General features: G+C 66.1%; 22 protein-coding genes. 9 read left to right on the forward strand and 13 right to left on the reverse strand.

Going from position 1 to position 24,638, the window contains the following annotated elements; all coding sequences use genetic code 11:
- The first annotated feature begins 227 nt into the window (after positions 1-227).
- The 3 genes from EDD41_RS11630 (at position 228) to EDD41_RS11640 (ending at position 2,827) form a co-directional block, all read left to right on the forward strand.
- Entirely contained in the window at positions 228-1,958 is a 1,731-nt protein-coding gene (locus EDD41_RS11630) for a DUF4241 domain-containing protein (protein WP_123576011.1), read from the forward strand.
- A gap of 117 nt (positions 1,959-2,075) precedes the next feature.
- Positions 2,076-2,324, forward strand: a complete 249-nt coding sequence (locus tag EDD41_RS11635; protein WP_123576012.1) for a type II toxin-antitoxin system Phd/YefM family antitoxin — start codon at positions 2,076-2,078, stop codon at positions 2,322-2,324.
- Between the two features lie 20 nt (positions 2,325-2,344).
- Positions 2,345-2,827: a PIN domain-containing protein gene (locus tag EDD41_RS11640; protein WP_170165352.1), complete on the forward strand. Its 483-nt coding sequence runs from the start codon at positions 2,345-2,347 to the stop codon at positions 2,825-2,827.
- Between the two features lie 100 nt (positions 2,828-2,927).
- On the opposite strand, the gene EDD41_RS11645 is transcribed toward EDD41_RS11640, so the two are convergent.
- Positions 2,928-3,965: an Abi family protein gene (locus tag EDD41_RS11645; RefSeq protein ID WP_170165353.1), complete on the reverse strand. Its 1,038-nt coding sequence runs from the start codon at positions 3,963-3,965 to the stop codon at positions 2,928-2,930.
- Between the two features lie 230 nt (positions 3,966-4,195).
- Complete coding sequence (locus EDD41_RS11650; RefSeq protein WP_123576015.1) at positions 4,196-5,161, reverse strand: hypothetical protein; 966 nt, start codon at positions 5,159-5,161, stop codon at positions 4,196-4,198.
- Between the two features lie 56 nt (positions 5,162-5,217).
- Here EDD41_RS11650 and EDD41_RS11655 point away from each other — a divergent pair, with 56 nt between their 5' ends.
- From EDD41_RS11655 to EDD41_RS11665, 3 genes are read left to right on the forward strand one after another with little or no spacing between them, the layout of a single operon-like run.
- Positions 5,218-6,123 (forward strand): ABC transporter ATP-binding protein, encoded by a 906-nt coding sequence (locus tag EDD41_RS11655; protein WP_123576016.1) that lies wholly within the window; start codon positions 5,218-5,220, stop codon positions 6,121-6,123.
- On the forward strand, positions 6,120-6,878 hold the full coding sequence (locus EDD41_RS11660; protein ID WP_123576017.1) for an ABC transporter permease: 759 nt from the start codon (positions 6,120-6,122) through the stop codon (positions 6,876-6,878). Before EDD41_RS11655 ends, EDD41_RS11660 begins: the two co-directional genes overlap by 4 nt.
- Entirely contained in the window at positions 6,865-7,644 is a 780-nt protein-coding gene (locus tag EDD41_RS11665; RefSeq protein WP_170165354.1) for an ABC transporter permease, read from the forward strand. Before EDD41_RS11660 ends, EDD41_RS11665 begins: the two co-directional genes overlap by 14 nt.
- A gap of 72 nt (positions 7,645-7,716) precedes the next feature.
- On the opposite strand, the gene EDD41_RS11670 is transcribed toward EDD41_RS11665, so the two are convergent.
- The 7 genes from EDD41_RS11670 to EDD41_RS11695 all read right to left on the reverse strand — a co-directional run bounded on the left by EDD41_RS11670 (position 7,717) and on the right by EDD41_RS11695 (position 16,055).
- The gene (locus tag EDD41_RS11670) at positions 7,717-8,628 is read right to left on the reverse strand and encodes a hypothetical protein (RefSeq protein ID WP_123576018.1); all 912 of its coding nucleotides are present in this window, start codon (positions 8,626-8,628) and stop codon (positions 7,717-7,719) included.
- A gap of 354 nt (positions 8,629-8,982) precedes the next feature.
- Complete coding sequence (locus tag EDD41_RS11675) at positions 8,983-9,297, reverse strand: hypothetical protein (RefSeq protein WP_123576019.1); 315 nt, start codon at positions 9,295-9,297, stop codon at positions 8,983-8,985.
- Positions 9,294-10,676 (reverse strand): TniQ family protein, encoded by a 1,383-nt coding sequence (locus tag EDD41_RS17870; protein ID WP_170165355.1) that lies wholly within the window; start codon positions 10,674-10,676, stop codon positions 9,294-9,296. The genes EDD41_RS11675 and EDD41_RS17870 overlap by 4 nt, the downstream gene beginning before the upstream one ends.
- Positions 10,673-12,193 (reverse strand): TniQ family protein, encoded by a 1,521-nt coding sequence (locus tag EDD41_RS16925; protein ID WP_170165356.1) that lies wholly within the window; start codon positions 12,191-12,193, stop codon positions 10,673-10,675. Before EDD41_RS16925 ends, EDD41_RS17870 begins: the two co-directional genes overlap by 4 nt.
- Positions 12,190-13,200 carry a TniB family NTP-binding protein gene (locus EDD41_RS11685; RefSeq protein WP_123576021.1) on the reverse strand — a complete coding sequence of 337 codons (1,011 nt, stop codon included), beginning with the start codon at positions 13,198-13,200 and terminating at the stop codon, positions 12,190-12,192. The genes EDD41_RS16925 and EDD41_RS11685 overlap by 4 nt, the downstream gene beginning before the upstream one ends.
- A 3-nt stretch (positions 13,201-13,203) precedes the next feature.
- On the reverse strand, positions 13,204-15,321 hold the full coding sequence (locus tag EDD41_RS11690) for a DDE-type integrase/transposase/recombinase (RefSeq protein WP_123576022.1): 2,118 nt from the start codon (positions 15,319-15,321) through the stop codon (positions 13,204-13,206).
- Positions 15,318-16,055, reverse strand: coding sequence for a TnsA-like heteromeric transposase endonuclease subunit (locus EDD41_RS11695; RefSeq protein ID WP_123576023.1), 738 nt, complete (start codon positions 16,053-16,055; stop codon positions 15,318-15,320). The genes EDD41_RS11690 and EDD41_RS11695 overlap by 4 nt, the downstream gene beginning before the upstream one ends.
- 453 nt (positions 16,056-16,508) lie before the next feature.
- On the opposite strand from EDD41_RS11695, the gene EDD41_RS11700 reads away from it, so the two are divergent.
- Complete coding sequence (locus EDD41_RS11700) at positions 16,509-16,898, forward strand: hypothetical protein (RefSeq protein ID WP_123576024.1); 390 nt, start codon at positions 16,509-16,511, stop codon at positions 16,896-16,898.
- Here EDD41_RS11700 and EDD41_RS11705 read toward each other — a convergent pair.
- From EDD41_RS11705 to EDD41_RS11720, 4 genes are all read right to left on the reverse strand, one after another.
- On the reverse strand, positions 16,868-18,301 hold the full coding sequence (locus EDD41_RS11705) for a UvrD-helicase domain-containing protein (RefSeq protein ID WP_123576025.1): 1,434 nt from the start codon (positions 18,299-18,301) through the stop codon (positions 16,868-16,870). The genes EDD41_RS11700 and EDD41_RS11705 overlap by 31 nt on opposite strands.
- Entirely contained in the window at positions 18,223-19,962 is a 1,740-nt protein-coding gene (locus EDD41_RS11710; protein ID WP_123576026.1) for an ATP-dependent nuclease, read from the reverse strand. Before EDD41_RS11710 ends, EDD41_RS11705 begins: the two co-directional genes overlap by 79 nt.
- A 312-nt stretch (positions 19,963-20,274) precedes the next feature.
- Positions 20,275-20,637: a hypothetical protein gene (locus EDD41_RS11715; protein ID WP_245995635.1), complete on the reverse strand. Its 363-nt coding sequence runs from the start codon at positions 20,635-20,637 to the stop codon at positions 20,275-20,277.
- Positions 20,638-20,861: 224 nt separating this feature from the next.
- Positions 20,862-23,495: a replicative DNA helicase gene (locus EDD41_RS11720; RefSeq protein ID WP_123576027.1), complete on the reverse strand. Its 2,634-nt coding sequence runs from the start codon at positions 23,493-23,495 to the stop codon at positions 20,862-20,864.
- Positions 23,496-24,003: 508 nt separating this feature from the next.
- On the opposite strand from EDD41_RS11720, the gene EDD41_RS11725 reads away from it, so the two are divergent.
- Together EDD41_RS11725 and EDD41_RS11730 are read left to right on the forward strand one after the other, a co-directional pair.
- A complete protein-coding gene (locus EDD41_RS11725; RefSeq protein ID WP_094765053.1) occupies positions 24,004-24,297 on the forward strand; it encodes a metal-sensitive transcriptional regulator in 294 nt (97 codons plus the stop codon).
- A 73-nt stretch (positions 24,298-24,370) separates the two neighbouring features.
- Positions 24,371-24,580 (forward strand): heavy-metal-associated domain-containing protein, encoded by a 210-nt coding sequence (locus EDD41_RS11730; protein WP_123576028.1) that lies wholly within the window; start codon positions 24,371-24,373, stop codon positions 24,578-24,580.
- Positions 24,581-24,638: the final 58 nt, after the last annotated feature.

A 24,638-nucleotide genomic window follows, 5' to 3' on the forward strand; every position in this document is an offset into this window, starting at 1 on the left:
GACTGACTGAAGCGCCGTCAACCGTTCCACGTGGAACGAGCCCGGCACCTCCGCCCAGTAGGGGCGGGGTGCCGGATGATCGCGAACGCGGCAGTCTCGAGGCGCTTCAGGTCGTAGACGCCTCACAGCTGCCTGTTTCCGGGGCGAACCGCCGTCGTACTAGGGTCAATGCCCCGACCGCCAGTCCCGTGGCACTCTGTGGCGGTCCGACCCAGGACAGGAGCTTCATGACGACGCTGCCCTCGAACCAACCCACCTGGGCGCTGGGCGAAGGCCCCGCCCGTCTGCTTGGCGACGACGGACCGGCACGGCTGCGCATCGAACTCATGGGCACGCTCGAGCTGCGCGATGGGTGGCTGGCCTGCGTCGACCCCTACACGCTGGCTTCGCAGGTCGAGCTGGAGGTCCCCGCGGGGGAGCACGAGGTCTACGTCACCGTCGCCGACGTCTCCGAGGAGCAGGACGGCAGCCACTGCCGCAATTCCGCGCTCAGTCTGCTGCTGGCGCCCCTGGAGGAGGTCCGGACCTCGACGGCGAGCCTGGACGCCCTGCTCGACGAGGACGGGGACGTACAGGCCGTCGGGGTGGATGCCGGGGTGGCCGCGATGATGGACCGCAGCACCTTCCGCAGCCTCCACGAGATGGGCGACCAGCTCGAGCAGGTCAATGATCGCTGGCTCGAGTTGGCCGAGTCCCGGCACGCCACGGTCGACGGCTTCGTCGACGACGTCAATGCTGCCGGACGGGTGGTGGCAGTCGACGCCGGCTGGGGCGACGGGGGTTATGCCGTCGTGCGCGCCTTCGACGCCGACGGACGCCTGCTCGCGGTCCACCTCGACTTCGAGGTGATCGACGGCCCCCGGCCCAAGGAATTGCTGGAGGATGGAGACGACGTCGACGACGAGTTCGACGACGAAGACCAGACCCAACCAACCACCGCCGACAAGCCGAAGACGCCCATGTCAGCGCCCATTCGCGCCTTCGGCGCCGTACTGCTCATCACCCTGTTCACCATCCCCGGCCTGGTGCTCTGGAGCCACCTCCACGGGCGTTCCCCTGGCGCCCTCGCCTGGGCGGCCCTCCTGCCGCCGATCGCGCTGAGCGTCGTGTTGGCCATGGGCCGTCGTCGTCGGGGTGACGACGGGCAGGAGGATGATGACGCCGCCTCCACCATGTTCTGGTTCGCCGGGATCTTCTTGCTGGGCGGAATCCTCCTGCTGAAGGTGTCCTGGCCGGTTCCGGTGCTGCTGCACCTGCTGGCCGGTGGCGCGGCCGGCATGGTGGTGAGCTTCCTGCTGGGGAGCCGGGACGGCACGAGGACCAATGTGCCCCTCTGGGCGCACGGCCCGTTGGCACTGGCAGGCTCGTCGCTGCTGCACCTGGCCGCTGCAGGTCGGTTGTCGTGGAGTCCGCAGCTGGGTGCATGGGCGGCGATCCTGCTCGGACAGGCCTTGCTGCCGGCGTGGCTTGCCCTGAAGCCGCTGACCGTCTTCCCCGAGTTCCGGGAGGAGCTGGGGGAGCACTGGGGAACGGTGGACGGGGTGCATCCCCATGACGCCCTGGTCTGGCACGTCGAGGAGGGACGGCGCGAACCCATGGGCATGTGTTCCCTGGTCCTGGCGCTGGTGGGGGCGCTGGTCGTGGTGCCGCTCAGCATGTCCTGGCCGTGGATCGCCTGGGGATTCCTGGCGGTGGTGCTGGTGGTGACGGTGCGTGATCGCCTCCGACTGGGCACTGCCGAGCGGGCGCTCGGGGAGCGACGCGCAGCCGTCAGGCAGCAGCTTGATCGGCTCTACCCGAACTTGCGGGCGCAATCCCTGGCCACGGCCGTCGCACAGGTGCTCCTAGTGGTGGGCGCGTGCCTGTGCCCCGTCGCACCCTTGGCGACGCTGGGTCTGTACGCCTTGGCCGCGGCCCAGTGGGTGGCCATCTTCCTGCGCGGTGGCCGGAGGGTGTGACCTGACAGGCGCATCGCGGGGGACGTCGTTGCCCCGCTGGCCGGTGATGGTCAGCGGCAACTGTGTGCGTCCCACTCCGGGCGTATTGTGTACACATCGGTACACATGGGAGGTGTCATGACCGCGAGCGTCGGTATTCGTGAGTTCCGGGCGGGGCTGGCGGATTACGTGGCCGGTTCGGAGCCGGTGGCGGTCACCCGTCATGGGGTGACGGTCGGGTGGTTCATCCCGACTCCGGTGGATCGTGTGGCGCAGGTGGAGTCGCTCCGTCTGGCCGGGCAGCGGCTGGACGCGCTGCTGGCTGCTCAGGGAGTCGACGTCGACGAAGTCGTGGACGCCTTCAAGGCCGCTCGCGCCACTCGGTGATGGACCAGTCGAAGAGCATCGTGCTGGATGCCAACATCCTGATCCGCCTGGTACTTGGTCGCCGAGTGCGGGCGTTGGTGCTCGACCACGTCGACCAGGTGGAGTTCTTCACGCCTGGCGTGTGTTTCGACGACGCCCGCAAGTACCTGCCCTCGATCCTGGACCGCCGGGGCGTCGCATCGGATGGGATCCAGGATGCGCTCGAGGTGTTGGACGGCTTCGAGGGCGTGGTGCGTCCACTGGATGAGTCGGTGTACGGCTCGGCGAGGGTGGATGCCTTGGCGCGGATCGCGTCGCGTGACGCGGCTGATTGGCCGATCTTGGCAGTTGAGGATGCTCACACACGCCCGCGCAGCCCTTGGCGTGGACGTTCCCGCCAGCGCCCGGCTGGATACGGAGGCCCGTCGACAGCTGTCGAGATGCAGCGAACTTTGAACGCCGGCCCGCTGCGTACGTTGGACAACCGCCCCGTTCGGCGCGGGCCGTTCAAAGTAGAATGCTGAGAAGACCTCCGGGTTCGGGTGGCCAAAGGATGCACCAAGGGCAACCCTGCCGGCAGCTTGTCCCGCGGACCTGTGGCCGCCTTCGGGGCGCTTTGCGCAGTCAGGGACGCTCGGTCGACGATGAGACGACTGCGGCGGCTGGTGCCGGCGTGGGGTGCCACAGGGGCAGGTCCTGCCAGCCATCCGGGAAGCCTGCAGCGTGTTTCAAACTGACCCGGTCAATGTTGGGGAAGGTGGCCATCACCTCTCGGAATTCGGCTGGCCAGCTAGTTGCAGGGTTTGCGCGGCGGAGTAGGTAGGCGGTCAGAGCGGCCAGGAAGTAGATCTTGTCTGAGTCTGCTGCACGCAGGTGGTGGAGGTCTGTCTGCACCATGCGCGTGTTGATCTTGTCTGGCGGGTAGACGGTGCTCCGGTTCCACAGGCGGGCGTTGTGCGCGCAGTGGTTGCGGGTCACGTTGAGGGCTCGCAGCCAGCCCTCGAACACCTCGGGGCTCTTGACTCCGAACTCCTTGGCCACACGGCGGCGGTCGACCGGGGCCATGAGCCCGAAGAGCGAGATGAGGCAGCCCATGGTCATGAACTCGCAGGCTGCCCAGATGGGAACCTGGCCGTCGTACTTGTGGGTGAAGTGCTTGACGTACTCCTCATTCCTGGCCTTGCTCTGGAGGGCGTCATACTCCGCTCGCCACACGTCGTACGCCGTGCGCGCTCGGTCGTGTCGGCGGCGGGGCGGTCGGCTGCAGGCGGTGGCATCCAGTGAGGTGCGGTCGAGGTGGCCGGTGGGGCTATGTGTGCTCAGGCGGTAGGCGATTCGCGCGCGGAGAGCGACTTCGAGTGATTCGAGACCGGCGAAGATGGTGCACCGCAGCCGCTCGTCGAAGTCGTGCAGGGCAAGGATGGCGTCGAAGGTGGTTCCTTTACGGAATGTGTCCAAGCGCTGGGGCTTCGTGGACGACTTGTCCGCGTCGTCGCCGGCAGAGGCCATCTGCCGGAAAGGGTAGCTGTATCCGGACAAGCGGTAGTAGCCGATGCGTTGCAGCGCTGCGACGGCCGCGGCATCGTCGGGGACGACCATGCCGCGGGACTTGAGCAGCTTCACCTGTTCGTCCCACGGAAGGTGTGGCTTGGTGTACCCCATCGGCAGCCCCCCAGAAAAAGAAAACCGACCCATGCACGACTGGTGGCCTTCGCCGGTAGCCGAGAGAGGGGTCGGTGTTTGTGGAGCTAGTTTCGCACATCCGGGTGCCAGAACCAAGAGCGACGGGCGTGGCTATGTCAACTCCATCCGGCCCCGGGATGACGGGGAGTCACAGCGGGGCCAAACCAAGCTGTCACAGCCATTCCCCAGAGCTGGCGCGTCAATCAGTCTCAGTTGGCCGCGATGAGGTCTTCAGCGACCGTCGTGCGTTCGTAGAGCACGTACCGACCGAAACGTGACGTCTGCAGCAGTCCTGCCGCAGCAAGGGCGCGGAGGTGCTGGTTCGCGGCCGGTGTGGTGACGCCCATGAACAGTGCCACAGCGGTGGATGACGCGGGTTCTTCGAGGCTGAGGAGGAGTTCAGTGCGGGTCCGGCCGAGGATGCCGACGAGGCCTGGCGCCGTGTCCGAATGGTTGTCACTGAGTCGACCTCGTCCGCGGGCCCGGTAGCTGAACACGGCGTCGGCTGCGCTCGAGTTGGGCAGGTTCATGCCCCACTTCACCAGCGTGGGGAGCATCGTGAAGCCGCTGCCTGCCGTGTCCCTCTCGTAGGGGTCCCAGGGCGCGTTGCCCAGTGGCATGAGGATGTCGTGGCCGTCGATGACGAAGTGTGGCTGGACCTCGGCCAGGGCGGCGGCTGGCCCCAGCGCAGCCAGGGTCTGGGCGCGGTAGGTGATGTCGGCGTCCAGCACCTGTCGAAAGCGTGGCCAGTAGCCCTCGAAGCACTCCCGCCAGAAGTCGTCCAGGATGGCCAGCAGGTTCTGTTTCACCTGCGCGTCCGTGCGACCGAGCACATCGGGGATGTCACGCCCCCAGACCTGCTCCACGTCGTGCCGGTAGCGGGCCGCCGGAATGTCGTCGAGGACGCGACGTTCCGATGCGAAGGTCGCGGCCCGCCGGCTCGCCGGACGCATGAACACGTCCACCAGGCTCTTCTCCCGGTTGAGCAGCGCCAGGATGCGCTCCTCGCCCACGACGGCCCTGCCAGCGGCCGTCTCCTCGTACCACTTCGCATGGAAGGGGTGCCGGTGGGGATAGCGCACGATCATCGAGGCGAGGGCACACTCACTGACCGGGTTCGGCGCGAAACGAAGGTTCGCCAGACCGTTCCGGAAGACATGCGCGCGGAGTTCCATGTAGCAAAACGCTACATCCATGGACGTGTCCACAGGAGCCCGGTCAGAGTGCTCGCATGAGCACCGCCATCCGTCTCGACGCCCTCACCCGCACGTTCGGGAGGGGCCAGAACCAGGTGACCGCACTGGACAGGATCAGCCTCGAGGTTCCCGAAGGACAGCTCATTGCCGTCCTCGGCGAGAACGGTGCAGGCAAGACCACGCTCACCAAGATCCTGTCCACCATGCTCTACCCGAGCAGCGGTACCGCCCAGGTCTTCGGCCATGACGTCGTGCAGGCCGCCCGGCAGGTCCGACAGGACACCACCGTCATCTTCGGAGGCGACCGCGGCCTCTACGAGATGCTCACCGTCCGCGACAACCTGGCCTACTTCGGCGCCCTCCATGGTGTTCGCCGACGTGACCTGAGAAGCAGGATCCCCGCCCTGCTGGAACAAGTGGGGCTGGCCGACGCCGGTACCCGCAAGGTACAGACCTACTCCAAGGGCATGCGGCAGCGACTCCACATCGCCGTGGGCCTGCTCACCCGGCCCAGGCTCCTGCTGCTCGACGAGCCCACTGTCGGCCTTGACCCCAACGAGTCTGAACGCCTGCGCGGCGTCATCGCCCAGATGCATGCCGACGGCACGACGGTGCTTTTGACCTCGCACAACCTCCTTGACGTGGAACGGCTGGCCGAGCGGGTCGTCATGGTCAGCCGCGGCGCGATCACGCACGACCTGGGCCTCGCCGAGTTCCGACGTCTGACCGGGCTCGACGCCGTCGTCACCGCGCAGCTCCGCACGCCGGACGGCGCCAGCGAGGTCGTCGTCCCAGTGGAGCGGTGGAGCGCAGACACTCTGGCCGCGCTCGCCAGACGGTTCCAGGACGAGGAACTCGTCGCGCTCGATGTGCGGCCTTCGTCGCTGGAGGATGCCTTCGCGCTCGCCTCCGGCCAGTCCGTCGGCGGGGACGCGCGATGACCGGCTTCTGGGCGATGGCCGAGTCGCAGCTGCGGGTGGTCATGTCGAGACCGATGAACCTGGTCACCGGGGTGGTCAACCCGCTGATGTGGCTGGTGCTCGTGATGGTCCCTCGTCTCGACACCCTGTCACCGGACCAGGCAACACGGGCCTTCACGGGCGTGCTCCTCGCCTCGTTCTGGGGCTCCTCGCTGTGGTCCGGCGCCGGAATCATCCGTCGCGAACGACAGTCGGGAACGCTCGCGGTCTCCTTCACCGGACGGCTCTCGCCGCTGAGCGTGCTCGTGGGCAAGACCTTGGGCGGCGTGGTCTACGACACCGGCCTCATCCTTGCGACCAACACCGTCTTCGTCCTCGCCATGGGTATCCAGCTCAGCGTCGCCTCGCCTGCGGCGCTTGCGGTCGGACTTGCCACCGTGGTGGCCGGTGGTGTCGCGTCCAGCCTGATGATCGGCGCCTGCCTGATGCTCACCAAGCACGCCTTCCAGCTCACCACCGCCGTCGGGGCGCCGGTGCTGCTGTTCGCCGGCACGATCATCCCCTACGACCAACTGCCGCAGTGGATCGAGTGGATCGGCTCGGTCCTCAACATCTCGTGGCTTCAACGGTTCCTGGCCAGCACGGCCACCCATCCCGACTGGACCTGTTGGTTGATCGCCGTCGCCATCTCCCTCGCGTATGCCGCACTGGGCGCCTGGGCCCTCGACGTGCTGCTGCGTCGCGCACGAAAGGACGCCACCCTTGAACTCGGCTGAGATCCTCACCGCGAACACCCAGCTGTGGCGCCGCGTCCAGTCCGACGAACTCCCGCCACGGTTCTGGCTCATGGGAGTCCTGGTGCCACTGCTCTTCCGCAGCCTCGTGTACGTCCTGCTCGGACGCATGATCGGCGGCGCAGACGGGCTGACCTGGACCTACGTCGGCGTGGTCTTCCTTGCCGTCACCGGCTCGACCATCTCCCACACCTCCGACATCCCGATCTACGACGTGTGGATGCGCACCTACCCGGCCGTGAGCCGGGCCTACGCACCCGTCGTGCTGCAGTACCTGTCCCGTAGCGTGGTCCTCATGGGAAGAGCCCTCGTCGAGGCAATAGTCGTCGGCGTCGCCATCGGGCTGGTCACCTCCAACACGTCCCTGATGCTCCCCGTCCTCGAACGAGCATGGATCCTGCTCCCCGCGATCGTCTCGTGCACCGTGTTCGGGCTCGCGATCATCGCCCCCGCCATCGGCAACGGCTCTCAGGACCTCATCCACAACACCGCAGGAACCCTGCTCGTCCTCACCTCCGGCGCACTCCTCACCCCAGGCCTGGCCCCATGGCTGCACACCCTCGGCCACGTGCTGCCCCTGACTCACGCCATCGCCGCCATGCGCGCCAGCCTCGACGGGCGCAGCCCGTGGCCCGGAACCGGCCGAGAACTCCTCGTCGCGGCTGGCTGGCTCTTGGTCGCGACCCTGGCCTACTGGCTCGTCGACCGTCGCACCAAGACAACCGGACGAGGTGCCATGCAGGGATAGACCTACGCCCCGCGCAGGTGTTGCCTGCTGGTCCCTGCTCAGAGGTTCGTTCCACTTCCCCTCGAGTGGGCGTCAGACTGTGACGGTGGCCTCTGTCGTGTGTTCACCGGAGCTGTCGGACCAGTGGACCAGACACTGTGCTTGGCTCTGAGAACCCATGACGAACAGGAGACTGAAGCGGGTCTCTCCATTGGGTGGCATTGTGGCGATGGTTCGCTCGCTGCTTCGATCATGTGCGTCGAACATCTGGCCGGGCGGAAGGTGGAATTCGTACCTGACGTTGTGGACCGGCCCCCCAGTCTGATTGGAGAGCACCAGGTGATGCCGGCGCCGAGTCTTGAGCCGCCCCTTGCTGTCGGTCTCTATATGTTCGGAACTCTCGATACGTGGCCAAACGCCCTTGGAGGGATCTTCAGCTGTCAAAGGGGCAATCGCCCGGTTCTCCTTCTCGATGTCCGCGGAACGTTGGGCCTGGCTTGTGAAGCGCGTGAGGAACGCATCCACATGGTTCTGCAAGGCAGCCATGTCAGCGAACGACAGCACCAGCGCTTGGGGGAAGACATCTGATTCGAAGTGCTTCTGCAGGCGGAGCGACTCAGCAGCTGCATCGCTTCCTTGGAGTGCGGGGCGAGGTGTCAAATCGCGCAGAATCCCCACGGGGCGTCCCCCGCCCGCCAAGCGCTCGATCTCTTCCCACGTTCCCGAGGCTGCATGCCCAGTGGGACTGCCGAGCTTGTCCCGGAAGATGGCCAGACACGCGTCGGCCTCATCGGTGAGTTGTTCATTGATGAGGGCTTGGGGACGGTCGCCGAATGCCGCCACTGCACTGTCAGTCCAAGCCATGGGGATGATGACGGCACTGAAAGCAGCACCGTGCTGGACGTTCCATCGGGCGATGGCCTCGCGAATCTTGGCGAGAGTCTCGTGCGGAACATCGCTGGGGCATGAGATCAGCAGCCTGAAAGCCATGCACTGGTAACTCACGCCGCACCGCCCTGGTCGATGGTGGTGTCGGGGTGGTGCTGGGCGGTGGTCTGCGTCACAAACCGTCCGGTTGGTGCGCTTCCTGCGGCCATGGTGGCCTCCTGTCTCCTCGCGGGCGCGGGGTCTGGTCGAAGCACTGCGTGGCGGGGTACCGTCGGTGGCCTACCTGGCCCGTAGAGCCAGCCCCGGATCCCGTCACCCCGGCGGGTTGCCGGGGTTTGGCGCTTCTGCCGAACACCATAGATGAGCCCTCTGACAGTTTTTCGGGCCATTCGCTAGGGGTAGTGGTCGAGCTGTGCAGTGGCGTCTACATGTTGTAGTCATTGGGCGCGGGTGCTTCTCCGGTTCGGGACACTACTGGGGCGGCGGGACGGGGACGGGTACGCCGTGCGTGGCGGCGAGTGAGGTGTAGCGACGGCAGGGCTGGAGTGCGGGGCATGCGAGGCATAGTTCGGCGAGTCGGTCGAGATGTTGCGCGCGTTGTCGGCGGCCGGCCAGTGAGCTGGGCAGGCGTTCCCAGTCCTGGAAGAGGCCGGGGTCGGTGGTGCAGGGGATGAGGTGCCCGTCGTCCTGGTGGTCTTGGATGGCGTCGGCGAGGGAGTGCCAGGCCTGGGTGACGACCACGGCGATGTCGCGTTTGCGGATGCGGGCTTGGCTATTGGAGGTCATGGCCGGCTTCCGGGGCTGGTGTTGGCGAGTTGTCGGGCGAGGGTTGCGAGGCCGTGGGTGAAGGTGTCGTGGTGTGTGCGCATGGCGGCGGAGCAGAGCCGCGCGGTGCGGATGCCGCTGTCGCCGGGCAGGCCGAGGGCCTCGGCTGCTTGGGCCCAGGTGGTGACGTCGGGTAGGTGTCGGGCGAGGCAGAGGGCGGCGTAGGCGTTGCGGGTGCGGTTGGTGACGCCGGGTAGTGCGGGCAGGTGTCGGGCGGCGAGGGTTTCGGGGATGATCCACGGGATCTGCTCGGCGCTCAGCTCGGGCAGTGCGAGGGCGGTGATACGTCGGCCGGGGCGCCGGCGTACGAGGGCGGCCGCGTTGACCAGGGCGGTGACGTGGTGGTTGGTGGGCAGCCGGTCGCGGGTCCAGGTGGTGAGGGCTTCGGTGCTGCTGGGGATGCGCAGGATCCATGCCTGGAGGGCGTGGGCGGCGCTGTCGGGGTCGGGTCTGGTGAGGATGCTGTGGGCTTCGGCCAGCGCATGGCCACGGATCCATGGGCTGGCAGGTGGGGTGATGCCCCAGCGGGGTCCGCGCACGTCGGTGCGGCGGGTGGCTTCGTCGAGCAGCGCGGTCTGCCAGGGCTGGGTGCGGTCGGGGTTGTGGGTGGTGATGTGGCAGATGAGGCTCGCGAGGGCGCGGTGTTCGGACAGCCAGGTGGCGCCTTGGGCGGGTTGTCCGAGCAGGCGGGGTCGGTGACCGGCCAGGACGTGGTCGAGGGCGTGTTGGTAGGCGCTGGTCTCGGTTGTCATGGCGGGGGTGGTGATGGTGGCGAGGTTGTGCAGGCAGTGTTGCCCGCGCACGTCTTGGGGGTTCTGGCAGGCGGTGCTGGCGCCGTGGGGGCGCAGCGGGCTGTGGCGGGAGTCGCGTAGCGGGCGCTGGCAGCGCGGGCAGGTGGCGGTGAGTGTGCGGTGGTGGCGGGTGCAGCCGATGCTGGCGTAGAGCATCCAGCTGGTTTGCCAGGTGCCGTGCGCGGCGAGGCAGTCGGGGCAGGCCTGGGTGCCGTGGCCCATGACCCAGCCGGTGGCGGCGATGGCCCGGTAAGAGGCTGCGGGGCGGGCGGGTTCGAGGCGGGAGAAGTCTGCGGGGGCGAGCGGTCCGTAGCCGGCCTGGGTGGCGGCGTGCAGCGCGCCGACGTCCTGGCCGGACAGGTCGCTGATGGCTCGGAGGGCTGTCGGGCTGGGTGCGAGGGTGAGGTAGCGCAGTTCTTCGCGGCTCAGGGTGGATTGCAGCACGTTGAGCAGGTCGAAGGGTTCGAGGTGGTTGGCCTCGGCGAGGTGCTCGAGGTAGCAGTCGAGGGCTTGGCCCGGCTGCAGGGGCGGCCGGGTGGGGAGCCTCATGCGAGAAGGCCGTCGGCAGTGACGTGGGCTGCGGCTCGGGTGATTTCGAGGTGGGGGTTGAGGAGGTCTTTGGCGGCGTCGGCCATGTCGAGCAAGGTGGTGGCGTCGAGGCTGTAATGGAAGTCCCAGATGGCGCGGGTGGGGAACCAGCCGGCGGGTTTGGCCCATGGGGGTGCGCTGCGCAGGTCGTCGCCGGTGAGGTAGCACCAGAACCAGCCGTGGCTGAGTGCGGGGTCGGTGCGCGTGGGCAGGAAGTGGTGCCGCTGGACGGGTAGGGCTTTGTTGGCGCGCAGCAGGTGGCGGCGGTGGGCGAGGTCGGGGTTGCTGGCGAGCAGGGGCAGGGCGTCGCGGATAGCGGCGTCGGTGGCGGGGGTGATCTGGCGTCGGGCGAGGTCACGCAGGAGCAGGCTGGGGGCGGTGTCGGGTTCGCCGAAGTGGCAGTGCGCGTCGCACAGCAGGCCGGGGCGTCCTGTGTCTTCGGTGTGTAGCAGCATGTCGACGGCCAGGGCGAGGTCGTGACGCAGCGGCCACTGGTCGGGCGGCGGCATGAATCCGTCCCCGGCAAGGCGCAGCAGGCCGGGGATCTGCCCGGCTGTGACGGTGGCCTGGACGTCGCGCGACAGGTGCCAGAACAGTCGTTCTTGCTGGCTGGTGCGGGGGCTGACGGGTGGGGTGTAGATGCCGCTGCCCGGGTAGTGGGCTTCGGGGCTGGCTCCTGCTTCCCATGCGGTGCGGTACTGGCGTCGGCGGATGGGGCGTTGGCCGCGGCTGGGCGGCGTGGTGGTGTGCGTGGCGAGGCGTCGGGTGCCGTCGATCTGGAGCCAGCGCTCGTAGCTGGGACTGCGGTCGCTGAGGGTGGCGATGAGGACCTCGGCGACCGCGGCCGGGTCTGCCGGGGGCCGATCTGCCCAGGTGCGGCAGGCGGTGTAGTCGTCGAGCAGCCCCGTCGCGGGGCGTGGCGGCCAGCGGGCGTCGATGGTGGCGGCCACCAGGCAACACATGCGGTGCATGCGCCGGAACCGGTACATGACACTGCTGCTGGATCTGGAGCGTTCGAGGCGCCGCAGCAGTGAGTAGCTGAGGTTGAGCAGTTCGGGCGGTGCTTCCACGGGGTCGCCGGCTGGCTGGCCGGGGTGGGTGAGGAGGACTTCGCAGTCGAGGCAGCAGGGGCACAGCCCCGTCTCCCAGGCCTTCTGCCAGGTGCGTCGTCGGGGTTGGCAGACGGGGCAGGTCCACGGGGTGTTGACCAGCCAGCGTTGGCGGCGTCGGGTGCCGACGCCAACGGCCGGGTAGTCGCTCCAGGTCATGGCGCGCAGGGCTTCGGGGCCAGTTCCGGACAGGCGTGACAGTGCTTCCAGCTGGGCTGGGGTGATGGGTGTTGTCGGGGACGACGGCAGCCATGCCGCGAGGGGGAATCCGGCGAGGTCTTGTTGGCGGGTGGCCCAGGAGCCGAAGGCTTCCCCCGGTAGGGGCACCGCCCGCGCCGGCAAGACCTGCTGTGCTGGTCGGGTGGTCATGTTCCGATGGTCATGTCGGCTTCGCGTTGCATGGCCCGGTCGGACAGGGTGATGGCGTTGAGGTGGTCGGTGGTCACTTCGTCCAGGTGGCGCGTGGCGACGTCGAGGATGACGTCAGCGAGCAGTTGGGTGACGTCGCCGGGGAATCCTTGGGTGCGGTCCCAGATGGTCTTGGCATGGGTCGCGGAGAAGGTGCCGGGCGTGATCCAGGGCACCACCGGCAACAGGATCTGCTCGGCGCCGTGCAGGAACCGCTGCCAGGCCTTCGCGCTGGAGGCGTTCTCGATGCGGAACGGGTCGAGGTGGAAGGTGCGCAGTCGTGCCTGGATCTGCGGGTCGGTGGTGATGTCGCTCTCGCGCAGGTCTGCGCCGACGAGCACGAGGGTGCCGTTGCGTTCACCCAGCACGGTGTTGAGGAATTTCAGGTAGTCAAGGGTCTGCCGGGAGGCTTTCTCGCTGCGTTTGATGAGGTGGACGTCGTCGAGGATGATCAGGCGCACCTTGTGGCGCTGCAGGGCAGAGTCGAGCCGAGCCGTGGTGGCGCGGGTGATGCCCTCGCCCGGGTAGCCGAGGAAGGTGAGCAGCTGGGCGTTGAGTTCCTTGATGCCGGCGGCACTGGGCACCGTGATGTAGACCACGGGGGTCAGGTCGGCGGTCACGCCCGGTTCCGGGGACCATTCGGGGCGGCTGTGGCCGGCGCGCCCACCGAGTAGCTGCAGACGGCGTTGGTAGCCCCACTGCAAGGCAAAGGTGCTCTTCCCGGCGCCGTAGGGGGCGCCGATCGCGATGATCGTCTGCGAGCCGGGCGGCCGGCGCAGGTTGCGCTGCATGATGCGCTCCATGGCCACGCCGGTCTGGGTCGCGAGCTCGCGGGGTAGCACCAGGCTGTCGAGCGCGTAGGACAGCATGTCCAGGTAGCTGTCGGGGTACGGGCCGTCGGCGGTCGGGGGCGGCGGCAAGGTGGTGCGCTGGTCGATCACGCGCTGGTACCACAACGTTGTGTCCACGGGTCATTCTCCTGGGTTGGGTTCGTCGAGGGATGGCCACGGCCCGGTGCCTGCCCACCACGTGGTCTGTGCCGGTGCAGTGGGGGCGGGCAGGTCGTGGCTGGTGACGTCTGCGCGGGGCTCGAGAGCCATGCGTTGGTGGGCGGCCATGACCTCGTCGTGGTCGCGTTGGGCTTGTTCCCAGCGCAGGCGGGTTGCGGCCATGTCGGTGGCCCACTCGTCGGCGGTCTTGGGGGTGGTGAGTTGGCCCAGGGCGTCGATGATCTGGTGGGTGGCGGTGCTGCGGCGCAGTTTTCGGCCGTCGCGTTCACGCAGCAGTTCCAGTGCCCTGTCGCGCATGCGGTTGGTCATGGGTGCGTTGAGCAGGTGGCGACCACGCCAGGGAATCTCGTGGATGCGGTCGGTGTCGGGGTCGCGGAACCACAGCCTGGACACGTCGCGGGGGTCGGTGTGGAAGGGCACCTTGCGCGAATGGGGCTGGAACCTGCCGGTCCTCATCACACGCGGCTCGTCGAGGACGGCCGCATCGTAGGTGAGGTTGCGATACTCCACACCGGAATGCCTCGGGGTGAGCCAGACAATCGGCAGGAATTGGTAGATCAGGTCCGGGTGCTGAGGGACGTCGATACGGCCCGTGGCGGCGAGCTGGATGTCGAAGAACTCGATCGGCGTCCACCGGGCGTCTCGCTGCTGCGGAATCAGCAACCCGTCGTGCGGGGCGCGGTGGTAGTCGAGGGCGATGAACTTGTGCAGGTGGGTCTCGAGTTCGCTGGCGGTTAATAGCACCTGTTTGGCGACGAACCGGCCGCGCTCCTTCACATTGCGCCCCTTGTAGCCGGGTAGTTCCTGCAGGGCGCGCTGGAGGGTCTCGTGCCAGCGTTCCACGAAGGAGTTGTCGGTGGAAGCGCCGACCCGTGAGGGCAGGTAGTCGATGGCGAAGTCCCGCAACAGTGCCTGGAAGTGGGCCGAGACGAAGATGGCGCCGTGGTCGGTGCGCACGGCCGTCGGTTCGACGCTGGGGATGTGGTGTTCGCCTTGAAGGTCGGGCCGCATGTTCACATACGAGTGTCCCGTCGAGGCCCGGGTCATCTGCAGCGACTGCGGGAGACCGGCCCAGGCCCAGTCCGTGACCTTGGTGCCCGTCACGTGCAGGGAGAACGGCCGCATCGTGTCGTAGAGCGCCAGACCGGCCTCGACCGATGACGCGGAGCGGGGAACGACCCGGCAGGCCAGGACCACCCGGGTGGAGACGCTCAGCACGGTGATGATCTCGACGCTGACCGGTTTGGCCAGCACCGGGTCGTAGACCAGGTTGTCGGCGCGGGTGACGTCCATGCAGACGTGACTGGGATGGATGGCCGGGAAACTGGTCCGCCCCGCACGGGCACGGACCTTGGTGGCCTTGTGGCCACGCGGATTGTTGCCCAAGGCCTTGTATCGCAGCGAGATGTACTCCTTGGCGAGGCGCTCGGGAACAGCGTCACGTGGAAGGCCGCGCTGTCGCAGACCCAACCACGCGCGGCGTTCGAGCTCCGTGCGATTCACCGTCGACACGTCTCCATCGAAGGGAGTGAGGACATCATCGACAGCGGCCTTGAAGTCATCGGGGAGTCGTTCGAAGTTGCCGACAGGACGAGCTCGTCGGCCGTCCACCAAACCGCGGAGGCCTTCTCGTTCCCAAGCGCGGAGCCACGTGAAGATGGTTCGCTGCGTGACTTTCTGCCCGTGCCGCTCCAGCTGCTTTGCCATCAGCATCCGCTGGGTCTTCTCGTGCGCGCCATAACCCGGCCCGAAGGGTTCGAATGGCTCGCCGGGCTCAGCGAGACTGGCGTGGCCCGACCTGAAGCCGGTCAGGATCTCCAGAACCACCCGCATGCGCTCCAGCGCCTCGGTGCGGGCGGCCTCTGGGAGCCCCTCCCACCACGGGCTCAACGACACCTCTTGGGCTTGGAGCTCACCGTCCGTGAACGGCGACACGACCAAGCTGCCCCAGTCGATGAAGGCATCCTGCCCATGAGGCAGCACGATGGTCACGCCGTCTCGCTCGATACGCTCCACGATGCCGATACCGCGGTTGGTGAGGACCCGCTGTCCCGGGTCGAGCAAGACTCGTGCCGTCATGAGCCGCAGGCCCTGCGCACGCGGCTGTCCTGGTCGAGGGGCTCGTCGAGATCGCAGTCCAGCGCGCCGGTCCAGATGAGGTGCCAGGCGACACGCAAGCGCAGATCAGCCTCGGAGCCGGTGAACAGCCGTCTGAGCGGGACGGGTTCGCTGTCGAGCTCCGCAAGCATCTGATCGGCGATCGATCGGGTCCCTGCGGGTAGGCGCCGCGAATGTGACAGCCACTGCAGATTCAGACGCCGCCGCTCGTGCTCGTCGGAGAAGACCTCATATCCCCAACCCACGCTGCGACAAGCCTCCGCCGTCTTCTCCGCGACCGCACGAAAGCGGGAATCCTGTCGGTGCTCGGGTCTCACGTCCCAGACCGTGACGTCACCGTGGGCGGTGACGGTGAGCAGGTCAGGAGTGTGGTGACTGCCGTCAGGCCAGCGCAGCTTGAGGGGCTGCGACACCAACCACCTGATCGCCGGATCGCAATCCACCGCGCGGAGCAGGTCCGCTTCGAGTCCCGACTCGACGGGGACCAGGTCACCCGTCGTGGTGCAGAAGGGACTCGCCGGTAGGTGCTTCGACAGCGCCCTCGCCACGAAGTCACGGCACGGCTGCATCTCCTGCAACGGTGGTGCTCCATCAACGCACCACCGCCACTGGCGTAGGGCGCCCCGGGTCTTGATCACCCATTGCGGGCACGACGGATCTGGCCCCATGGCGGGGCCACCGATAGAATCGGTCACAGCGGTTCCTTATGAGCTTTGAGACAGGTTCGAACCGCGTGATGGGGTGTCCTCGGGCCAACGGGGGCACCCCATTTTTTGTCCACGACGGCTGTCGACAGTATCCACCGTTCCTCAGCTGTCCGGCAAGTACTCGGGAACTTTTTGATCGCCAGCGACCGTTGGATGATGGCTCGCCTCTCCGTTCCGTGCTTGGCTTGGCGGGCGTCTCGGCGTGTAGGACCGCGCGGGTCGATCAGGGCAAATTGTGATCACTTTGAAGTGATCTCTGCGGGTGTGGCGACTGCTGGTGCACAATTTGTCCCGGGCGCAGGGTTATCCGGCCCAGCGTTCCATCTGCAGGCCTCACCAGCCTGCCAAGCATGAGAGTGGCGCCCGCTTGGGGCCGCACGCTCTGTTGCCTACAGTGCCAACTGCGGAGCCGGCCCGCACATCCAGAACTGGAGACTTGGTATGCCCCAAACCCTCATCAGCGTGCTCAACAGGCGTGAGACGCCCAGCGTTCAAGATGTCATCGAGGCGGAGGACGAGGCGTTCATCAAGGTTCCGGGCAGCTTCACCTGCTTGAACCCCGAATGCCAGCAGATCTGCTCATGGAAGCCGGGGCGAGGCCGCCCCCAAGTGTTCTGTTCACGCCGATGCAAGAAGCGTTACGACGCAGTTCAAGCCCGGCTGATGCAAGAAGTGGAGCGGATCGAGGCGGTGCTGGAGCGCTCGCCGGCCTCGACTACCGCTGAACAGAAGGCCATTCGATCCATGTTGGCCCAGCGCCGCTACGCACTCCGCCACTACGGTATCGACTACCAGGAGTTTCAAGGCGAAGCCAACCAAGGCACCGCCTGACCTTCCTTCACGACGATGGTGCAGGTCTGCTTGGCCCGCGTGAGCGCGACGTAGATCTCCTCTGGCGAATCCAGACGTTCGGGTTGGACGATGATGACGTGGTCGAACTCTAAACCCTTCATTCTCAAGACGCTGCCCACCACGGGACCGTTGCCGGGGTTGTTGCCCATGTGCCGGAGCTGGTTGTCCACGCGGGCCAGAGCAGCGAGCAGCGGGGTCTGCTCCGTCTGGGCGATGCACAGCGCTCGTTGGGCCCGGGATAAGAGTTGAGGGCGGTAGAGATGGGTGTCGGGGTGATCGAGAACGATGTCGATGAGTGCCAGTGCAGCCTCGGGTGATGCCTGCTCTACCAGTTGGTTTGCAAGGGCTGCGAGGGGGGCGTTGGACCGGCTGGGCTTGTTGGTCGCCGCGTTTGCGTGGCAGGAGGTGAAGCCTGGGACCTTCGTTGTGTTCGATGCGCACTGCTTGATCAGCTGCAGGACGGCCAGTGTGCGCCTGCCGGACTCCCACGCATCGGTGAAGTCAACGAGTTCTTTGGGCTGACCCACCTCCAGGACTGTCAGGCGGTTCCAAGGGTGGGTCTTGGCCAGGGTGCTGGGCAGGTTCGGGTTCTTGGCGTCTCCGGCGATAACGGCCCACGAACCGGGGCCACGCATGAGGCGGGACAAGTAGGCGCCGTGCTGCTGGGAGACCCGGTGAACCCGGGTCGACGGGTCGTCAAGCTCGACGGGTGATCCTTCGAGTAGGGCCGTGCGAGTTCGGGAAATCCAAGCGCCTCGGTCAGGTTGGTCGTGCCAGCGCCACGGATAGGTCAGCTCCTCCTGATCGACCCAAGCAGAGGTCTTCGCTTCCCAAGTGGCGGCTTGCGTGGGGTCCAGCAAGTCGAACAGAGACTGCAGCGGATCCCCCAGGGCCAGCGTGGGAAGGAGCGCTGCAAGTGCGTGGAGCAAAGCCACCTGCTTCTTCGAGCAGTCCTGGAACTCGTCCACGACCACTTGGTCATACGAAGCGGCCAATGCCGTCGCCACTGCAGGACTGTGGAGCACCGCGGTGGCGCCTTCTTCGAAGACTCTCCAGTCGGTGGTCTCTGTTGGAACCCCACTCAGCGTGGGGAAGCACAAACACAATCGGCGCGCGAAAGCATCGATGGTCTCCAGCTTCACGCCATGCGGCACTCCTTGGCGTCGGCGGGCGTTGTTGACTGCAACGTGAGTATGGGTCAGGACGAGAACGCGCAGTCCACTGCGGATGATCTCGGAGACGCGGTGGGTCTTCCCATAGCCGGCAGGTGCGACCACGACACCAGCGCGGGGGAGGCTCCCCGTCATCCCGCCATCCATTGCTGAAGGCCCAGAACGGTCTGCTGCATCGTCGAGCCCTCCCGCAGGCTCGGGTACGCGCATGTCAGCAGAAGTTCCCCGGAGGCAATGTTCTTGAACCACTTGTCCTTGTTGGCTGTGGCTCCGAGGGCCTTCCGTAGGGAGGAGGTCGGTTCCGCGGTCCACTGGGCGGTGGTCAAGCAGTCGATCTCGGCTGTGGTGACATTTCGACTGAGGAGCCTCTGGCGAAGCGCTGGCCCTGTCGTCGCCCCCAACTCCGATGCGAGCCGGATGAGTTCACTCATTCCGGTCGGCGAGACATCGGCGAACAGCTGATGTTCGGTTGCGTTGCCATCCTCCGCTGGGAACTTGACGACGTCGGGATTCAGCGAGGCGAGGTTGTCGGGAACTTCGTCCATGTCGAAGACGCAGGCCACGGGGAAGCCCAGGCCAGCGAAGTCGTTTGCCCGCCTCACCAAGTTGCTTCTGCCGCCGGCATCAACGGGTTCGGCGATGACGTACATGGGTGTGCGGGACTCCTCCATCAACGCGATCACAGCACGGACAAGCCCCACCTCAGTCGCGCCCTCGCACACCACCACTCGTGGTGCCAAGAGCCCCTCGGGCGCCGACCGGACGGTGCCCTGGTGCTCGGTCGTCAGCCTTCGGAACTCGACCTGGCCTGAACTGTCTTGACGTGTGAGGACGATGGCGTGTGACGGGAGCTCGCGGATAGCTCGGGGTGAGTGCGTGGTAGCGAGCACTTGGCCGGCATGACCGTCCCGGATCTCACGCTGCAGGGAATGGATGAGTGCTTGAACTCGCTGGGGGGCAAGCCCGTGCTCAAGGTCGTCAAGAAGTAGCAGCGCCGGGGATTCAGAGACCCCCAGCTGCGCCGCGATCGCGACCGTCCGTTGTGTCCCCAGCCCCGCCCGCGAGACGGGGATGCCGTTGTCCCCATGGAGCGTGATGTTGCCCAAACCCCGAGCAAGGCCATCGAGGTCTTCGGCTGCCTCGAGGTGCACACGTTGAGGGATCGCTCGCAGCCGATGCGCAGCAGCTGTAATGGTTGAAGTGGGTGCCGCGAGAGCCTCACGCAACGCCGTGCTCGAGGCGGTGCGAGCTCCTCGCGCGGCTTCACGCACAACGCTGAGGGCCCCCTCTGTGTCCTGGGTCTGGCGTGTCAGGGACGAGCCCCGGCCCCATCGCAGGTCTTGCGGCAAGCCTCTTCCGACGCGTTGCATGCCAAGGGCGGCGCGATCGGTCGTCCGGATCGCTCGCGGCTCCTGCCCGTTCTTGACTACTTCCCAGACGGGCTCCAGATCCCGTCCGATGGTGAGACGGATGTTCAGCGCGGTCAGGTCGCGAGGGTCTCGTGACGGGTCGGGCAGGAGCTCCCCGTCGAGGAAACCCAAGAGATATCCCAAGAACTTGCTGTCGGTCCTCAGGGCCAGCGGTGGGTTGGCCACCCACACATCGATGACGATCTCTTGCTCGAGCCGCCCCATGTGAAAGTCGTTGTCGGTGACTGAAAGGGCGTACAGCGGCCACAAGGCGTACTCGATCGCGGTCAACATGGTCGACTTGCCCGAGTCTCCTGGACCAATGAGGAGGTTGAAGCCAGGTTCTAGCTGGAGCTCAGCCGTCGCGTGAGATCGGAAGTTGGTGGTGCGGACGCGATGCACCCACGGAGCCGGGACTGGCAGGGGCAGGCTGGCTGGACCCTTGGCAAGGACCGACGTCATCACGAACCTCCTAGCATCGAGGGAACGAGGATAACTGACCAACCGGTCAGATTCTCAGAATTTTCCTATGAAACATTCTTGGGGCTCCGTGAAATCTTCGCTGCATCTCGACAACAGCAACAAAGGTGTCGAGATGCAGCGCACTTTGAACGGGCGCACGCTCAGCACTTTGAACAGCTCGGTCTTCGCCGGTTGCCCGTTCCAAGTAGAAAGCTGAGAGAACCCTCGGATTCGGGCGGTGAAGGACGAACCAGGGCAACCCTGCTGGTAGCTCGCCTCGCGGCAAAACAGGACGGGCCGAGGCAAGGGATCCTATGAGTCGCCGCCTTGGCCGCGCACAGCATCGACCACCGCGACGGCTTGGTCCAGGGTGTCCACCACCACTGCGTACCGTTCCCCGGCCTTGGTCTCCAGATCGACACGGGCCTTGCCGCCGGTGTTGAGGCGAACGCCTTGGGGTGATGTCGCCTTCCCCGTGACATACCAGTTGAGGAGGCCACGGTTCAGACCGTCATCTGTGTGTGAGGAGACGCTGGCTACGTCCTGCAGTGGGATCGAGCGCCGGTAGAACGGAGCTCCCAACGTGATCATTCCAGCCTGGCGATCGACATCGACCGTGATCGACTGGCCAAGGGATGCGAAACGGTTTCCTCGGGCGGTGATGCGCAGATCCATTGCTGACCTCCTATGTCGGGATGTCTCGATCATGCACTGAAAACCCACCGCCGTACTCCGTCTCGAGAGGGAACAGAGGCCGTCCGCCTCTCGGCGGTTGAGGGTGCTCACGCACGCCGCGCCGACCTGGGCATGGGCGCTGGCGGGCGTCCGGCTCTCAGGTTCTTCCTATGTTGCATATCGAGACCTGCGTGCAATCTTCGCTGCATCTCGACAAAAGCCGATCAGTGCTGCATGTCCACGAAGCGCGAGTAGTGGCCCTGGAAGGCGGTCACGACGGTGTCGGTGCGGCCATTTCGGTGCTTGGCGACGATCAGGTCGGCCTCGCCGGCGCGGCTGGATTCCTTGTCGTACACGTCATCGCGGTGCAGCAGGATCACCATGTCCGCGTCCTGTTCCAAGCTGTTGTGGACAATGATCCCGTCGGCTATGAAATTGTGAGTCCCAAGCACCGTCGCGTCGTAGACCGGCTGCTCTCCAAGCGGCTCGATGCTCTTGACCGCATCCCAGTAGACATCGCTCGTGGCGTGTCGCTCCAGGACCGGATCGGCCAAGAGCGTGGCGGCCCGGCCCAGTCGTTCGCGACTCGGAGCGTGCTTCCACATTGTCGACCCACAGAACTGGGTCCCCATCGCCTCGGCAAATGCGCGGTGGGTCATGCCCTGATCTGTCAGTCCAGTCCGAACCAGATCCCATACATCGCGAGGCACTGTGTCGAGATTCGTATTGGCGCAGATGTTGGTCAAGGCCATGTAGACCTCGTCGCACTTGGCGCCGCGGGCTCCATGAACGCCGATTCGTTCGGAGAAGGCCTTCTGCTGCTGCGCCCCATTGATGATCACGTGGTAGCCGTCGCGGTATCCGTTCTTGCGAGCTGTCTTGATGCGAGCGACGATCCCGAAGCGGAGCAGGAGCCGCGCGACATCATCAGCCAGACGACGGCTGGTGGACGCGTAGTAGATTCGCCCCTGCCCGGCCTTGTCATCCCAGCGCACAGACCCATCCGTGGCCCACAAGTGCCGCAGGAATGTGGCGACCTGTTCGGTCGGAGCCTGGAAGACCAGGGCGGGAACGAACTTCTCGTGACTTCGTAGGCCGAAGAGTCCAAGATCATCCAGCCAGGCCGCGATGGGATTGCGCCGGCCATGGGTGAGCCGGAAGGGCGCAGGGAGGCGCAGCGTCGTCACGCGTGCAGCTGCATATTCGTCGCGCACTCCCGTGATGCCGAAGCGCCGGGCTGCGGCCTCAGTGACGGCCTGGAGGTTGGCTTCGTCAATCGAGGCGTACCGAATGGGTTGGCGCTTCACGAAGGAGCCGTCACCGGTCAGGTGAGCCAGCAGGACCAGTTCGTCCTCATCCATGGACAACGGATCCAGCGGTTCGGGGGTGATCCGGGGTGTGGCAAGACGCGCTCCGGGAACAAGTTCTCCCAGCGGCATCCACCCGTCCCACGTCAGGAATGGGTGGTTGGCCGTGGCCTCGATCACTCGGCCCGACGTCAGCGTCAGCCGGAAGACGGGCTTGGTTCCGCTGGGGAATGCGTGCGTCATCGGAGCAGCAACGAGCTTGTGCTGCTCGTCCAAGGACCACACGGGGATGTTCTGGGCACCGGATTGCAGAAGTTCACCCATGGTGATCTCGGCGCCCGTGTCAGCCCGGAGCACCCGGGTGTTCGCGGTCAGACAGCCCGACTCGCGAAGGTCGGAGAGCATCGGCTTCTTGTCGGTGCGCTGCTCGGGGCCACGGTTCAGCTGGGAGAGCGCGATCACAGGGATCTGCAGCTCCTTGGCCAGCAGCTTGATCTGGCGGCTGAACTCCGAGACCTCCAGCTGGCGGCTCTCCACCTTCTTGCCGGAGCTCATCAGCTGCATGTAGTCGATGATCACGAGCTTCAGGTCATGCCGCTGCTTGAGGCGACGCGCTTTGGCGCGGATCTCCATCATGGTCAGGTTCGGCGAATCGTCGATGAAGAAGGGCGCCTCGGAGACCTGGGCGGTCTTGCGCACCACCCGGCTCCAGTCCTCCTCGGTCATCTTGCCGCCACGAATGTGGTTCAACGGCACCTGCGCCTCGGCCGAGAGCAGACGCATCACGATCTCGGTCTGGCTCATCTCCAACGAGAAGAAAGCCGTTGTCAGCTTGTGTTTGATGGACGCCGCGCGGGCGAAGTCCAGGGCCAGCGTGCTCTTGCCGACGGCAGGTCGCGCGGCAATGATGATCATCTGACCGGAGTGGAGGCCGTTGGTCAGTTCATCGAGTTCGGCGAAGCCCGTCGGCACGCCGCTCATCTCACCGCCACGGTTCGCAATCGACTCGATCTCGTCGATCGCGGGTTCGATCAGGACGCTCAGCGGCTTGTAGTCGTCGCTGGTCTTGCCCTCACTGACCTCGTAGATGCTCTGCTGGGCCGCATCGACGATGTCGGTCACATCACCCTGGCCCTGGTATCCCATCTGGGCAATCTTGATCGAGGCCTCCACCAGGCGTCGCAGCACCGCCTTGTCGCGCACGATCTCGGCGTAGTACCCGGCATTCGCGGCAATCGAGACGCTGGCCAGCAGGTCCGCCAGGTAGACATGGCCGCCCACCTTGGAGATCTCGCCGCGCTTGCTCAGCTCGTCGGCGACGGTGACCGGGTCGGCTGGTTCACCACGGCCGTAGAGGTCGAGGACGGCGTCGTAGATGAGTTCGTGCGCGGGGCGGTAGAAGTCACGGCCCTTGAGCACCTCCACGACGTCGGCGATGGCGTCCTTGCTCATCAGCATCGCGCCCAAGACGCTCTGCTCGGCGGCAAGGTCCTGCGGCGGCGTACGGTCGATCCCGCCCGCGGGCCGGGCCTCGTGGGATGACTCGCTCATCTGTACTCCTGACCTTCGCCGGCGCCCAGGCGGCGTCGATGGTCCCCATGCTAGGGACCGTCACCGACAGTTCCGGCGAGCCCCCAAAGTACCCCTGCCCTCACGTCTCGACAAGCTCGTCCACGGAAGTTTTCCACAGGCCATGTGGACAACCTGGGGAAAGGTGTGGACCGCCCCGCGGTGTCCTTGTGGAGAACCGGGGATGAACTGTGGGTAATTCAATAGAGCGGTCAACATGAATCGCGGTGGCTACGGGTTTCACTGGTTTTCGCGACCTGTCGACAAATTTCTCGCGTTGACTTTGGTTAACACTTTGTGCGGGGCGGGCGCGTTTGCCTCGCCCCCGGATGTTGCGCTATGGCGGGTTGTCCACACGGCTTGTCCACAGGGGATTGTGGGTATCCCCAGCGAAGATCAACAGCGGCTGACGGCGCGTGTCGGGTCCCGACGGGGAGCCGCTGGTGGGGCGGGATTTGAATTCATACCCAAGGGGGGTACCGTAGCGCCCATGGAACACGCGCACCACGGTTACATCGAGAACAAGGATGCCTACCTCAATCGTCTCAAGCGGATCGAGGGGCAGGCCCGTGGACTGCAGAAGATGGTGGAGGATGAGAAGTACTGCATTGACATCCTCACCCAGATCTCCGCGATGACCAGTGCCCTGGAATCGGTGGCGCTCGGCCTTCTCGACGAGCACCTGAACCACTGCGTGCTGCACGCCGCCCAGCGGGGTGGCCCCGAGGCGGACCAGAAGATCAAGGAAGCCAGTCTGGCCATCGCCCGCCTGGTGCGCAGCTGATCGCCCTGGGCAAGGCCAAGAACGACAGCTGAAAGATCAAGATTCGCAACATCCACACCACAAGGAGAAGACCATGATCACCAATTACGTCGTCACCGGCATGACCTGCGGCCACTGCGTCAACCACGTCACCGAAGAGGTGGAGGCTCTGGACGGCGTCCAGGCCGTCGACGTCCAGCTCGAGGGCGGCACCATGGCCGTCACCAGCGACGCGGAGATCGACTTCGCCGCCATCACGGAGGCCGTCGCCGAGGCCGGGGACTACACCGTCGCCAAGGCCTGAATCCCGCAGGCTGGCCGGCCGATGCCGGCCAGCCGCACCCGGGCTCCCTCGTCAGGAG

It is taken from the genome of Luteococcus japonicus, assembly GCF_003752415.1.
Lineage (GTDB): Bacteria > Actinomycetota > Actinomycetes > Propionibacteriales > Propionibacteriaceae > Luteococcus > Luteococcus japonicus.

Coding starts and splice junctions, on each gene's coding strand:
- EDD41_RS11630 (WP_123576011.1), top strand. CDS start 228: ATGACGACGCTGCCCTCGAACCAACCCACCTGGGCGCTGGGCGAAGGC.
- EDD41_RS11635 (WP_123576012.1), top strand. CDS start 2,076: ATGACCGCGAGCGTCGGTATTCGTGAGTTCCGGGCGGGGCTGGCGGAT.
- EDD41_RS11645 (WP_170165353.1), bottom strand. CDS start 3,965: ATGGGGTACACCAAGCCACACCTTCCGTGGGACGAACAGGTGAAGCTG.
- EDD41_RS11650 (WP_123576015.1), bottom strand. CDS start 5,161: ATGGAACTCCGCGCGCATGTCTTCCGGAACGGTCTGGCGAACCTTCGT.
- EDD41_RS11655 (WP_123576016.1), top strand. CDS start 5,218: ATGAGCACCGCCATCCGTCTCGACGCCCTCACCCGCACGTTCGGGAGG.
- EDD41_RS11660 (WP_123576017.1), top strand. CDS start 6,120: ATGACCGGCTTCTGGGCGATGGCCGAGTCGCAGCTGCGGGTGGTCATG.
- EDD41_RS11675 (WP_123576019.1), bottom strand. CDS start 9,297: ATGACCTCCAATAGCCAAGCCCGCATCCGCAAACGCGACATCGCCGTG.
- EDD41_RS17870 (WP_170165355.1), bottom strand. CDS start 10,676: ATGAGGCTCCCCACCCGGCCGCCCCTGCAGCCGGGCCAAGCCCTCGAC.
- EDD41_RS16925 (WP_170165356.1), bottom strand. CDS start 12,193: ATGACCACCCGACCAGCACAGCAGGTCTTGCCGGCGCGGGCGGTGCCC.
- EDD41_RS11690 (WP_123576022.1), bottom strand. CDS start 15,321: ATGACGGCACGAGTCTTGCTCGACCCGGGACAGCGGGTCCTCACCAAC.
- EDD41_RS11700 (WP_123576024.1), top strand. CDS start 16,509: ATGCCCCAAACCCTCATCAGCGTGCTCAACAGGCGTGAGACGCCCAGC.
- EDD41_RS11705 (WP_123576025.1), bottom strand. CDS start 18,301: ATGCGCGTACCCGAGCCTGCGGGAGGGCTCGACGATGCAGCAGACCGT.
- EDD41_RS11710 (WP_123576026.1), bottom strand. CDS start 19,962: ATGACGTCGGTCCTTGCCAAGGGTCCAGCCAGCCTGCCCCTGCCAGTC.
- EDD41_RS11715 (WP_245995635.1), bottom strand. CDS start 20,637: ATGGATCTGCGCATCACCGCCCGAGGAAACCGTTTCGCATCCCTTGGC.
- EDD41_RS11720 (WP_123576027.1), bottom strand. CDS start 23,495: ATGAGCGAGTCATCCCACGAGGCCCGGCCCGCGGGCGGGATCGACCGT.
- EDD41_RS11725 (WP_094765053.1), top strand. CDS start 24,004: ATGGAACACGCGCACCACGGTTACATCGAGAACAAGGATGCCTACCTC.
- EDD41_RS11730 (WP_123576028.1), top strand. CDS start 24,371: ATGATCACCAATTACGTCGTCACCGGCATGACCTGCGGCCACTGCGTC.